Source organism: Roseateles sp. T103 (assembly GCF_057219915.1).
In genome coordinates, this window is the sequence record NZ_JBXVVS010000001.1 from 763999 (window position 1) to 776367 (window position 12369).

At 64.6% G+C, this 12369-nt stretch carries 9 protein-coding genes; 2 read left to right on the forward strand and 7 right to left on the reverse strand.

Annotated features, from left to right (window positions below; all coding sequences use genetic code 11):
• Both AC2EBS_RS03360 and AC2EBS_RS03365 read left to right on the forward strand, forming a co-directional pair.
• Positions 1-1809 (forward strand): hypothetical protein, encoded by a 1809-nt coding sequence (locus AC2EBS_RS03360; protein WP_484726956.1) that lies wholly within the window; start codon positions 1-3, stop codon positions 1807-1809.
• Positions 1806-3056 carry a carboxylate--amine ligase gene (locus AC2EBS_RS03365; protein WP_484726957.1) on the forward strand — a complete coding sequence of 417 codons (1251 nt, stop codon included), beginning with the start codon at positions 1806-1808 and terminating at the stop codon, positions 3054-3056. The genes AC2EBS_RS03360 and AC2EBS_RS03365 overlap by 4 nt, the downstream gene beginning before the upstream one ends.
• 7 nt (positions 3057-3063) lie before the next feature.
• On the opposite strand, the gene AC2EBS_RS03370 is transcribed toward AC2EBS_RS03365, so the two are convergent.
• The 7 genes from AC2EBS_RS03370 to AC2EBS_RS03400 form a co-directional block, all read right to left on the reverse strand.
• Complete coding sequence (locus tag AC2EBS_RS03370; protein ID WP_484726958.1) at positions 3064-4737, reverse strand: asparagine synthetase B family protein; 1674 nt, start codon at positions 4735-4737, stop codon at positions 3064-3066.
• A gap of 88 nt (positions 4738-4825) precedes the next feature.
• Complete coding sequence (locus AC2EBS_RS03375) at positions 4826-5710, reverse strand: sialate O-acetylesterase (protein ID WP_484726959.1); 885 nt, start codon at positions 5708-5710, stop codon at positions 4826-4828.
• Between the two features lie 5 nt (positions 5711-5715).
• A complete protein-coding gene (locus AC2EBS_RS03380) occupies positions 5716-6714 on the reverse strand; it encodes an acyltransferase family protein (RefSeq protein ID WP_484726960.1) in 999 nt (332 codons plus the stop codon).
• A 429-nt stretch (positions 6715-7143) separates the two neighbouring features.
• A complete protein-coding gene (locus AC2EBS_RS03385; RefSeq protein WP_484726961.1) occupies positions 7144-8397 on the reverse strand; it encodes a glycosyltransferase in 1254 nt (417 codons plus the stop codon).
• Between the two features lie 78 nt (positions 8398-8475).
• The gene (locus tag AC2EBS_RS03390) at positions 8476-9822 is read right to left on the reverse strand and encodes a 3-deoxy-D-manno-octulosonic acid transferase (RefSeq protein ID WP_484726962.1); all 1347 of its coding nucleotides are present in this window, start codon (positions 9820-9822) and stop codon (positions 8476-8478) included.
• Positions 9815-11269, reverse strand: a complete 1455-nt coding sequence (locus AC2EBS_RS03395; protein WP_484726963.1) for a lipopolysaccharide biosynthesis protein — start codon at positions 11267-11269, stop codon at positions 9815-9817. The genes AC2EBS_RS03390 and AC2EBS_RS03395 overlap by 8 nt, the downstream gene beginning before the upstream one ends.
• Before the next feature lie 37 nt (positions 11270-11306).
• Positions 11307-12359, reverse strand: a complete 1053-nt coding sequence (locus AC2EBS_RS03400; RefSeq protein ID WP_484726964.1) for a GNAT family N-acetyltransferase — start codon at positions 12357-12359, stop codon at positions 11307-11309.
• Positions 12360-12369 lie beyond the last annotated feature (10 nt).

The following is a 12369-nucleotide window of genomic DNA, read 5'->3' on the forward strand; positions in this document are numbered from 1 at the left end:
ATGAATCTCCCTCTCGCCATGCAAAGGCCTGCCGGGGTGTCGCAGCATGCGCTGGCCTTCGCGCTCTGCCTGCTCGGTGCACTGCTGCTGAATTGGCCGCACATCTGGTCGCCGCGGGCCGACATCAACTTCGACATCTTCATTCACTACAACTGGGTGCGCGAGTACCTGGACAACGTGGCTGCCGGCGCCTTCTATCCGCGCTGGACCTTCACTGCCAGTTTCGGCCTCGGCGAGCCGGCCTTCGTCTTCTACTCGCCGCTGTATTACATGGCCACGGCATGGGTGGCGCTGGCGACCGCTGTGCCGGCTTGGCAGGCCATGCAGCTGGTCGAGGTGGCCGGCAATGCGCTGTTCGCCTGGTTCGTCTACCTGACGATGAGCAGCTACACGAGCTGGCGTACCGCCGTGTTCATCGCGCTGGTGGCGCTCTTCAGTCCCTTTCTGGCGATGCTCCACTACAAGTTCCATGGCTTCGCCTGGGCCTCGCTGGGCTACGCCTCGCACGGCCTGCTGCTCTGGGCCCTGATGCGTCCAGGTGCTGATCGGCGGCTGGTGAACATCGCAGCGGCGCTGGCCATCGGCCTGGCGGTGTGCTCCCACACCATCAGCGCGCTGGTGAATCTGGTCTGTTTCTCGGCCGTGGCCTTTGCGCGCCCGCTCGGTGATCCGCGGGGCTACTGGGCTGCGCTGCCCCGCGCTGTGCTCGGCTGGTCGCTGACAGCGGCACTGGGCCTTGCGCTCAGCGCTGTCTACCTGCTGCCGGCGCTGGGCTCGATGCAGCACATCAACACCACGGCCTGGACGGGCAGCCACATCCTGCAAGCCTTCGCCTGGCCCACGTTCAGCATGCGCTGGCATGGTGTGCAGTGGTTCTCCTTCCAGTGGCCCATCGCGCTGCCGGCGCTGCTGCTGATTGCAGCAGCAATGGCTTATGCCTACGTCAATCGCAGGCAGGGGCCGCTCGATGCGCCAGTGCCTGCGGCTCTGGCGATGGGAGGGGTGGCCTTGTTCTTCGGTTCCGAGCTGTCCTATCCGCTCTGGACCTTCGAATGGCCCTTGCTGCGCATTCAGCTGCCGTACCGCTTCGTGTCGGTGCTCTACCTGGTCGGCGCGATCGCTGCCGGTCTGCTGCTCGTGCGCGCCCAAGCCCGCCGGCAGCGGGGCTGGACCGTGCTGCTGGGGGGCTCGCTGGCGCTGAGCCTGCTTACCGGCATCGGCGTCGCCTTCAAGGCCAGCTATGGCGACGGCGCGCCGCTGAGTGCCGAAATCCGCGCAGGGGATTACAGCTTCCGTCCCCTGGAGCGACGCTTCCTGCAGGACGGCTTCGATGGCAACTGCGCCAGTGGCGACACCGCCTGCCGGGCGATCTCGCTGGCCGGCGGCGGCTATCGCGGCGTGCCGGAGTACGCCAGCCGTTGGCGCGGCCCCGAGTGGCGCGACTTCGCGCGGGGTGGACTGGCTGCCGAATGCCAGCGACTGCAGGCCGAGTGTCAACTGACGGCGCAGTACGGCGACGGCCGGCAGTGGCGGATCCAGGCGCCGGCCGACGTGGCGCTGCGGCTTCCGGTGTTCCATTTCCCCGGATGGACGGTCGAGGTCGACGGCACCCGCATCGAGCATCGCATCGACGCACGCACCGGCCTGATCGAAGTGCCGCTGCGTGCCGGTGAGCACCGGGTCGAACTGCGCTGGCATGCCACGCCGGTCGAGCGCTTGGGTCAGAGCCTCAGCGCTTCGGCGGCCGCGGTGCTGCTGGGCTTGTGGGCGCTCGCACGCTTGCGCCGACCACGGGCGGGGCAGGCGTGAGCGGCGGCACGCCTGAGACGCAGGCCGGCCGGGCGCCGGCGGGATTGCCGCCATGCATCGTGCTCGGTCTGGAGACGCAGATCGGGCTTGGCGTGGTGCGTGAGCTTGGCCGAGCGGGTGTCACCGTGATCGGCATTGCACAGGATCCGCATGCCATCGGTCTGTCGTCGCGCTACCTCGCTCGCGGCCTCGTCGTGGAGGAAGCCCGCAGCGAGGCGCTATTGCGCACGATACGTGCCTTGGGCGAGGAGCTCGGTCCCTGCTGCCTGCTGGCCATATCCGAGACCAATGTGGCCTGGTTGATGAAGCGGCAGGACCAGCTGGGGCAGGTGCGGGCCGTGCTGCCCGATGCGCAGGCCTGGTCCACGGTGCTGGACAAGGCTCGCACGCTGGCGGTGGCCAGCGAAGTCGGCATCGAAGTGCCGCAGACCGTCGAGCCTCGCTCGGCGCATGAATTGCCGGCCATCGCCGCGAGCTTCCGCTTCCCTGGCGTGATGAAGTGGCGCGACCCGGCCGAGGTGATGCATGCGCTCGAAGCCCATGGCCTGCCGCTGCTGAAGGCCGAGTACGTCAACGATGCGGCCGAATTTCTCGCGGCTGCGGCTCGCTATCAGCCCATCGGGTGCTGGCCGCTGCTGCAGAGCTATTGCGCCGGCCGCGGCCTCGGACAGTTCTTCTTCATGCACGAGGGGCAGGCGGTGCGGCGTTTCCAGCACCTGCGTGTGGCCGAGTGGCCGCCTGAGGGCGGTTTTTCCAGCGTCTGCGACGCCGTGCCGCTGGACCAGCATGCCGAACTGCAGCAGCGATCCATTGCGCTCCTGCAGCGCATCGGTTGGCAAGGGCCGGCGATGGTGGAGTACCGGCTGGACGAAGCCAGCGGACGTGCGGTGCTGATGGAGATCAACGGGCGCTTCTGGGGAAGCTTTCCGCTGGCGGTGCACTGCGGCGCCGGCTTTGCGCTGCTGGCCTACCGCGCCTGCAGCGGTCGCGGTTTGCCCACGCTGCCGCCGCCCCGCGACGACCTGCGCTGCCGTATGGTGCTCACCGAGGTCAAGCGCCTGGTGCGCATCCTGCTGCAGCCCAGCCGCATCCAGGACAGGCATTTCAAGCGCCGGCCTGCCGCCGAGGTCTGGCGCTTCCTCGCTGACTTCCTGCGCCCCGGCGTGTGCTACTTCGTCTGGGACCGGCGCGATCCGCGCCCCTGGTTCAGCGACCTGGGCAATATGCTGCGGCGGCTGCGCGGCTGAGGCCGGCTCATTCCGCGACGCGGAATCCCGGCGCATGGGCCTGCAGCCACAGCTCCAGCATCGTCAGGATCCAGACCATCTCGCCGTAGTAGCCCGGATACGCGGGCAGATGCGTGTCGAGCAGCTCTTTGATGAAGGCCGGCCGCACGATGTGCCGGCGTGAGAGGCTGTCCAGTGCCTCGCGCGCCAGGCCCATCAGCTTGGGATTGCGCGTCAGCCACACACCGAAGGGCAGGCCAAAGCCCTGCTTTTTCTTCACCAGGATCTCGTCGGGCAGGAAGCCACGGAGCGCCTCCTTGAAGAACCAGCGCAGCTTCAGGCCGCGCAGCTTGTAATCGTCCGGCAGCGTCAGCGAGAAATCCAGCAGCGCCTGGTCCAGCATCGGGAAGCCCACGGCCACACCGGCCAGACGCGTGGTCTCGCGAACCTTGGGCAGGTCGCTCTCGGCCAAGGTGTAGCGCCAGTCGTAGGCCAGCGTGGTGTTGAGCTCGCTGGCGCCTTGCACCTGATCCCACACCGCCTGCTGGTGACGTGCCGGGCCCTGGCGATCGAGCCGGGCCAGGAATCCCGGCGTCAGCACCTTGTCCACGCCCAAGCGCAGCAGCAGGTTGTACATCTGCAGCCGCGCCGGCATGGCGACCTTGGCCTGCTCGATATAGCTGCTGCCCTTCTTGAGCAACGGCGTGCGGCGCAGCAGCGCGCTCTCGAACACCGGCTCGAGCAGGCCGGAGCGCAGCGGCCCCGGCACCTGCTGATACCAGCCGAAGACGCGCTGCTTGGCATAGCGGGCGTTGCCGCCAAAGAGCTCGTCGCCACCGTCGCCGGCCAGCAGCTTGCTCACGCCATCCTGCCGGGCCATGCGGGCGCAGTAGTAGGCGGGCAGGGCGGACGAGTTGCCGAAGGGCTGGTCGTAATGCGCCGCCACGGCCGGCATGCTGTCCACCAGATCCTGCGGCGTCACGTAGTACTCGTGATGCTCGGTGTCGAAGTGGCGCGCTGCCAGTCGCGCAAAAGCCATCTCGTCGTAGCCTTCCGCCTCGAAGCCGATCGAGTAGCTGGCGGCGCGCTGGCCGCTGGCTTCGCGGATCATGCCGGCCACCGTGGAGCTGTCGGTGCCGCCGCTCAGGAAGCAGGCCGGCTTGCTGCCATCCAGCTGCGTCTGCACCGCGGTGCGCAGCAGTTCGCGGAAGCGCGTCGCGGCGGAGCCGAAGTCGGTGCTTGCGGCCGGCTGGAACGCTGGCGTCCAGTAGCGCTCGACGCGCAGCTTGCCGTGCTCGTAGATCGCCCAGTGGCCGGGCGGCAGGCGATAGACATCCTTGAAGATGGTGCGTGGCGACGGGATGCAGTGGAAGAACAGGTAATCGAAGATTGCCTGCTCGTCGATCTCCGCCCCGTCCGCCAGGGCGTCGGCGCGCTCGGCGAACTGCAGGCCCTGCGGCGTGAGCCGGTAGCACAGCGTTTGCACGGCAAAGCGGTCCACCGCCAGCACGCAACGGCCGCTGGCCTCGCGCAGGCCGATCGCAAAGTCGCCCTCGATCTGCTGCAGCGCCTGCAGCGGCTCGCTGGCCAGGGCTTGCTGCCAGGCAGCTGCGCTGCCGGCTTCGCGCGCCAGGGCTGCCAGGGCATCCTGCTTGAAGCGCGGATTGCCGAGCAGGAGGGTGTTGTTGCTGTTGTCGCTCATGGGTCGGGCCGAATAGATGCTGGTTCGGAGTGTCGGTGCTCTGCGCCGCTGCGGCTATCGCTCGCATCGGGGTCGCTTGTCGAATTGCTCACGGGCTGGGCCGGCTGCGCGGATCCTGTGGCGCAAGCGCCGCACCGATGGCGCGCGCCCACAGGGCGGCCGCAGCCTGCAGGCCTGTCTGTGACAGGTGGCAGGGGCCATGGCGCTCCGCACCGGCGAGGATGTCCGTGTCCGGCCCCGGGCGCATGTCCGGATGGCGCGTGAGCAGTTCGGTCACGGCCTGTCGCACCTGGGTACCGTCGGCAGCACCGCAGCGGGTGGAGCAGGCGATGACGATGGGTGCATCGATGCCCTGCGCGCGCAGCCGGTTCTTCAGCACCTCGAAATCCTGCACATAGCGCGCGGCCGACGTGCCTGCACGCGCATCCGCCTCGCCCTGCTGCCACAGCACCAACTGGGGTCGCCACTGGCTCGCGGCCAACTGCGCCAGCCTGGCCTGCAGGTGTGTCGCCAGCGGGCTGTCCGAACGACTCCAGTCGGAGATCAGACTTGCGTCGACCGCGACCACAGCGAACTCTGGCGACGCCGTGACACCAGCGCGCTGCAGCGCGTCCGGCAGGCGTGTCCAGATGCTGGCGCCCTGGCCAGTGCCGCCGCTCAGCGGATCATGGGCCATCACGCAGCCCTGCGCCGTCATCAGGCGCACCGGCCCTGCCGGTGGGGTAACTGACTCGCCGTGATTGCCGGCATTGGACTGGCCGAGCACCAGCAGGCGCAACACGCCAGACGCCGGCATGGTGCCGCAGCCGTCCGCAGCAAGGCCTTGCTCGGCCCCCAGGGCCGGAAGTCGGCGGGCCAGTTCATCGTCGTGCCGCGCCAGTTGCCAGTGCGGCCATGACAGCCACGCGGCAGCGAGCCCCAGGCAGGCCAGGCAGAGCAAGAGCGCGAAGCGGCGAGGTCTGACGCGGCCCATCCGAGTCAGGCAGCCTTCACCTGCAGCCTGCGGTAGCGGGTGCGAATCCACTGCATCGCCGGTTTCTCGACTGTGCGCGTGACCAGCCAGGCCAGCGACAGCGCCACCACCAGCGTGATGGCGATCGAGACATTGGTGTCGACCCCGGCGGCCTTCAGGCGCAGCAGCAGGGCCCAGCCGATGTTCTCATGTAGCAGGTACAGCGAATAGGACACCTCGCCCAGCCAGCCGAGCAGGCCGATGCGCAGCACGCTCAGCTGGCCCTTGGCGGCGAGGTAGATCACCAGCGAGAGCGCAGCCGCCAGCAGCGCGAGGCCAGTGAAGCCCGCGGCTGCGATCGAGGCGATCGAGCAGCCCAGCACCGCCAGATCGCGTCCGCGCGTCGCGCCGCCCTGCGTCAAGCGATAGACCATGATGCCGCAGCTGAACCAGGCGATGTAGGGCAGGATCAGCACGTGCGACAGCGTCCACGACAGATCGACGCCAAACACGCGGTGGGCGATGCTGTAGACCAGCTGCAGCCCCAGTGCCAGCAGCAGCAGCAGGTGAACGCGCTCCAGCGAACGCAGCCCGAAGGCCAGCAGCGCCCAGGCATAGAACAGCAACTCGATCTCCAGCGTCCAGTACACGCCATCGACATGCGGCACCTTGAACAGGCCGTGGAACATCAGCAGGTTCAGCAAGGCCGCGCCCGGCGACACCTCCTTGCCGGGTAGGCCCATCCAGGCCACCAGCGCAAAGGTCATGGCTGCGGCCACCCAATAGGCCGGATAGAGGCGACTGAAACGCGAGACCACGAAGTCGCGGGCGCTGCGCGTGCGGCTCAGCGTCATGAAGATCACGAAGCCGCTGATCATGAAGAACAGGTTCACGCCCAGATAGCCCCAGGGCACGCTGAAGAAAGGCGCGCTGCTGTGCTTGAAGAACTCGTCGAACTTCGTCGTGTAGTGGAAGAGCACCACCATCACGGCGGCGATGCCGCGCAGGGCATCGATCTCCAGCATCCGATTGCCACTAGGGCTTGACTCCCGATTCGCGGCGTCGGGAACTACTTCTCCCACCGCTCGGATGGACACTTGATCAGGGCTCAATGTCGCCATATCGCAGTGGTTCCCTTTTAAATTTGTGAGGCCAAAGGTGAGGCAATAAACCATTTTTGCCACTGAATCGCAGACTATTGCTGAATTGCAGATCATCAGGGCAATTCAATTTAATCTAATTCTGGCTTGAAATTGGTTGGATGTGACTTGCCGGTTTCAGCTGTGGGGAGTCAGTTGCCGCTACTCGCTGTGGGGCGGTAGATGTGTTTTCGGCTGGAGATTGGAGTTCTTGTTCTTCGGTTGATGCTATTTGTGCTGGCGGCAAATCCTTTACTGTTCTTCTTATGATTGGTCCCGAGATTGCGTCGGCGAGGATTGAGGTCAAGGTAATCTCTATTCTTCTGACGGGGGCGGTAGCAGCCCTGCAATGGGGGCATATACGGCATCTTCACTAAAGTGCTCTCGCGCGTAGTGATGCGCTTGTGTCGATAAGCGCTGGGTTGTGTTTGGATCACTCATTAGTGTGATGAACGCATCACAAAACGGTTCACCTGCTGGAGCAATTACGAACCCGCTGTTTCCGCCATCGATTAGACCCTCCGCACCTACGGCAGTCGTAAGCAAGCCTCTAGAGTTGCATAGAGCCTCGACACTTTTAATCTTAAGGCCTGAGCCGTAAGTAACCGGGTTCAAGACTATCTCTGCGCTCGCGTAAAGAACGGCCAGATCATTTACTACTCCGTGTAGGACAATGTTTGGCGGCAGGGCGATGTCTTGAAGAGATTCACAGACTGAACCAGCAATTCTAAGTTCAAGCTTGCGTGGGATCGCGCTGGTTATCTTGGGCCAGCAGCCAATTAGCCATCGTGCAGCATCAATGTTTGGACTGGATGACGACCCTACAAATAGTACGTTGCCCGTTGGGAAAAAAGCATGGTTTGCGATTTCTGGTGCGTGCATCACCGTGAGCACTGAGTCCAAACCCCATCTCGACTTCAGGAAGTCAGCTTCAGTGTGCTGGATCGCAAGTAGATGGTCTGCTCGTTTCAAATTGAGCCGCTCACGCCATCCTGTGACTGCCAGGGTGTTTAGTCGCCCTGTCTGTTTGAAGCTCTGCCAGCGATTACTCTGTATGTCATGCAGGTCAATGGCTGTCAAGCAGTCTTTTGGCAGTTTTTGCTTTATCAAGTAAGCGAGTCTAAGATACTCAATGATCACGAGTTTCGGGCGATACTCTTTTAGCTTCTCTCGGAAGAAGTCTGCGTAGTCCTGATGAAAATAATAGTCGAGGGTGGTGGGAGGACTATCCAGCTTTAGCAGCTTGTACCTGAGCCTATGAGACTTCCACAGCAAGTGATGGATCAGGCTGCGTGCTGAAAGCTCTTGGAGAAGGGTTTTATTGGTAGGTAACGCTGCGCCATAACCTTTTGCTGGCGTGAGACATATGTTCGGATTTGTGAATTTTTGCCGGAACTCGCGGCAGTCCTTTTCTGTGGTTTCTCCTGCAAAGAATATCCATACCGAATAGTCCTTGCTAATTAGCCACTTCAGCAGGCGAGATATCCGGGTTTGACTGCCCAGCTGATCTCGCCAGAAGCGGACATCAGTTGCCATGACGACGTCAAATGAGTCGGGCTTGGGGGGCATGTTGTGCAGACGCTAGGAATTGGGCGGCTTGTGAGCCTAAATCGAAATGACTTGAGATTCTGGTGCGACGATTGACTGCTAGGACTTCGGCACAAGTTTGGGGTACAAGGCTCGCTTGTGAGCATCTAGTGCGCCGCGAGAACTAACCACAGCGGCAGCGCTGCGCTCCAGATGCGCAATTACAGTCTGCTCTTGTTGAATTGCTTGGCGCCAGAAGGTGGAAAGTGTGCCTGCATCTGAATGGATGCTCAGAACTCCCTTTGACCTCAGCTGCTGAAAAACTGGATAGGAAGGATAGGTCGGATTCCAGCTAGGCGTAACAGTAAGCGGCTTGCTGAAAGCAAGTGGCTCCAACACATTGTGATCGACACCAACATGGCAGACGGTTGCTGCAGCGTAGAAGTCGCGCAGCTCCCCAACAGTGTCGAGGATGAGGCAGTCGCAGCTTTCCGGCAGCGGGCCATCTTCGAGCTGAGTTCGGTACGAAACACCTAGGTCGTACCTGCTCAAGACATCTGCAAGAGAGGCCATCGCTTGAGAGTTCTCTGGATGGCGGGGCGCCAAAATTAGCAGCACATCGTCCAGTTCCGACCTCAGTCGACAGAAAGCATCCAAAACGACAGCTTGTTCAGATGCATCCGTGACGCAGCCGGCCACGACCACCGGGCGCCCGGCTTGCAGCAGCGAACCCAGCAGTCGCGGGCTGCGCGCTTGCTCCACCCGCCAGTCGCTGCGGTTCATCGCATCGAACTTCATGTTGCCGGTGACATGCACGCGCTCGGGCCGCGCGCCGCGCTCCAGCAGGTGCTGGCGGGTGGGTTCGTCCTGCACGCACAGGGTGTCGAAGCGCCGCAGGTAATCGCGCTGGAACCAGCGGCGCTCCAGTGCGTCCAGCCGCGCTGCTGTGCCGTAGTGATAGAGCCAGCCATTGATCAACGCCAGCTTCGCTCCGGCCTCGCTGGCCTGCCGCACGAAGGCGTAGGAAAAGCGGCAGGGCCCATCGGACGGCATGCAGGGAATCTCGGCAACCACCAGCAGCTGTGGCGGGTAGTGGCGCGCCAGAAGCACGGCGTCGGCGCTGTAGCCACGGCTCACGCAGACGCGTGCCTGCGGGTAGCGGGCCTCGTAGGCGGCCCGGTAGTGCGGATGGTCGGTGATGAACACCGGGATCAGATCCGGCCGCTGTGCGAGCAGCCAGTCCAGCGCGGGGCTCACTGCGTTGAGCTCGCCGATGGTGGAGACATACAGCCACATGGCCGGGCCGCCGGCGGTCTGGGTGTCGAGCTCGAGAAAGCGGCTGACGGTGTCGTCGCGCAGCGCGCTCAGGCGCTCGAGGGCGCGGAAGGCCAGCCAGCGCAGAGGCTCGGGCCAAGCGGGCTCGGCGGGTATGGGCTGTGCTGGGACGGCAGTGGGGAGGTCACGCATGCCGGGCTCTCAGGTGTTTGACGAGTCGCGCCAGTTCGTCCAACACTGGATGGCGCAGGAACCTTGCCGCTACGAGCCAGCTGGCGCCTGCCGCGAATGCAACGAGCAGCAGTCGTGCCAGCAGTGGCAAGCCGAGTTGCGCGCTCAGTGCCAGTGCCAGTGCTTGGCCTGCAACGCAGGCGACCGTGATCTTTGCGCTGGACAGGCTCGGCCCGAACAGGCTGCGGGCGCTTGTTTGCATCACTTGGCGCAGGTGATGGATGTACAGGCCGGACTGCAGCAGCCGGCCGATGCTGAACACCGCGGCCACTGCATGCAGGCTGACAAAGGAGGCAGCAAACACGCAGGCCAGATGCACCGGGCTGTACCAGAGCGCGACGGACATGCGGCGCTGGACATGGCCGGTCGCGGCCAGGGTGTTCGTGGCCAGCGCGGTCAGGCAGTTGGGCAGTGCGGCAAACACCAGCAGGCTGGCGATAGGCCCAGCTTGCAGCCACTGCGCGCCGAAGAGCAGATGGATGATGTCGGTGGACATCATCCCGACGAACCCCATGAACGGCCAGGCGATGCTGGTGAACAGCGCAGTGCCCTTGGCAAAGGGCTCCACCAGGCTGTGGCCGGCCCGGTGGTCAGCGGCCAGTGCCGGGGTGGCGACGCGCGCGACGGCCGAGGTCACGGCCGTGAACAAGAGGTCGATCAATCCGGTGGCCCGGCTGAACAGGCCCAGCGCGGTGAAGCCGAACTGCTTGCCGATGATCAGCTCGTGCCCGTTGTGCGCGAGCGATTCGAGCAGGCGCGAGGTGGTGAACATCGAGCCGAAGCGCAGCGCTTGGCGGATCGCGGTGAAGCCGGGCAGCATCATGGAATCTCCAGGCCGCATGTAGATCTGCAGCAGCACCTGGGCACCGATGCCGGCCACCGGTCCCCAGGCCAGGCTCATATAGCCATGGCCGCGCAGTGCCAGCGTGATGCTCGTGCCGGCGGCGATGATGTTCGAGCAGGTCTGCAGGATGAAGATCTTGCGGAAGGCCATCTCGCGGTTGAGCATCGCGTAGGCCGGCGAGGCCAGTGGCAGCATCAGGAAATTCAGTGCCAGCACGGCCAGGACGTCGCGCAGTCCGGGTTCGGCGTAGTAGTCGGCAAGCAGATTGCGGCCGAAGAAGACGGCGATCGCGATGCTCCAGGCCATCACCAGGGTCAGGGTAAAGGCGCTGCGCAGCTTGTCGCGGGTGAGCTCGCGCTCCTGGATCAGGTACTCCGAGGTCCCGAAGTCGCGAAAGATCGTCGCCAGCGTGCTGACGGCGGCGCACAGCGAGTAGATGCCGACTTCCTTTGGCGTGAGCAGTCGCGCCAGCACCATGGTGCTGACGATGGCAACGCTCAGCCCAAGATAGCGCTCCGCGAAGGACCAGGCCAGCGCGCCGCGGACCGTCGGGGTGTCGCTCATGTCGTGCCGGCCTGCGTGGCGTGGTTGGAAAGGCTCATCATGCCGCGGCCACGGTCTCGGCGGCGCGGGATTCCTGCTCGCCGCCGCCGCGCAGCCAGCTGTGCAAGCGCTTGAGGGCTGCCCAACGGTAGGCGGTGGCATGGAAGATGGGGCGCGCCTGATCGGTCCAGCGCGTATGCCACTCCATCGTCTTGCCGTAGAACTCGATGCGTCGGTAGACACCCTGTTCGAAGAACTGCTTGAACTCCTCCTGGCGCATCAGTGTCGAGGGCGACAGGCTCTTGAAGCTTTCGTCGTAGGCTGTCTTCAGGATGATGACGACCGGGCCGCTGTCTATGCACAGGTCCATGGCGACGATCTTGTCGCCGAAGCGGTAGCGGTAGATGCGCCCGCGGCCCAGGGCGCAGAAGTTCTGCAGCATCTGCCGGTAGAAGCGTCCCTGGCTGTTGTCAGGATGGATGGCCGTGCCGTCGGCGGCCTTCCAGCCGGCACTCTCCAGCGCGCCGTAGTCGGCGATGGCCTGCGCCACGTCGTCGGCGCTGGTCAGGCACTCCAGGCTGGCGCTCTGCCCCTCGGCTGCCAGCTTGTTGCGCTGCTTTTTGGTGTTCTGTTTGAGGTTCTTGCCGCGGGCTTCCCAGTACGCGTCGAAGTCGCCGTTGATGTCCACCCAGGAGGTGTCGATATAGCTCTGCGTGCGCAGCCGGTCGCCGTCGGCGGGACGGGGGGTGAGAAGGTCGTCGAGTTGGGGCAGGCTGAGCATGAGCGCCAGGCCAGGCAGTGCGCGTAGCAGTTCATTCGCCAGCTGATCCAGGTCGGCGTCGCGCGGGCAGACCAAGGCACCCAGGGGCAATTGCGAGGGCTGGAAGAGCTGCCAGCGCCCCGTGCCTGTACGGAAGACGATGGCTGCTGCCGCCAGCCTGGGGCCCTCCTGCCTGAAGGCCAGCAACTCGCGGCCCGTGCCGAACTCAGTCAGCAGGGGGCGCAGAAAGCTGCTCTCCAGGAAGGCGGCGTTCGAGCAGCTGCGTTGCAGCTCGTCCCACTTGGGGCTCAGCGCAGCGAATTCGCCGATCGGATACAGGGTCCAACTCATGGTGGGTCGA

What these genes read in the sequence shown, in the direction of transcription:
- AC2EBS_RS03360 (WP_484726956.1), top strand. Translation starts at nt 1, where the DNA reads ATGAATCTCCCTCTCGCCATGCAAAGGCCTGCCGGGGTGTCGCAGCAT.
- AC2EBS_RS03370 (WP_484726958.1), bottom strand. Translation starts at nt 4,737, where the DNA reads ATGAGCGACAACAGCAACAACACCCTCCTGCTCGGCAATCCGCGCTTC.
- AC2EBS_RS03375 (WP_484726959.1), bottom strand. Translation starts at nt 5,710, where the DNA reads ATGGGCCGCGTCAGACCTCGCCGCTTCGCGCTCTTGCTCTGCCTGGCC.
- AC2EBS_RS03380 (WP_484726960.1), bottom strand. Translation starts at nt 6,714, where the DNA reads ATGCTGGAGATCGATGCCCTGCGCGGCATCGCCGCCGTGATGGTGGTG.
- AC2EBS_RS03385 (WP_484726961.1), bottom strand. Translation starts at nt 8,397, where the DNA reads ATGCCCCCCAAGCCCGACTCATTTGACGTCGTCATGGCAACTGATGTC.
- AC2EBS_RS03390 (WP_484726962.1), bottom strand. Translation starts at nt 9,822, where the DNA reads ATGCGTGACCTCCCCACTGCCGTCCCAGCACAGCCCATACCCGCCGAG.
- AC2EBS_RS03395 (WP_484726963.1), bottom strand. Translation starts at nt 11,269, where the DNA reads ATGAGCGACACCCCGACGGTCCGCGGCGCGCTGGCCTGGTCCTTCGCG.
- AC2EBS_RS03400 (WP_484726964.1), bottom strand. Translation starts at nt 12,359, where the DNA reads ATGAGTTGGACCCTGTATCCGATCGGCGAATTCGCTGCGCTGAGCCCC.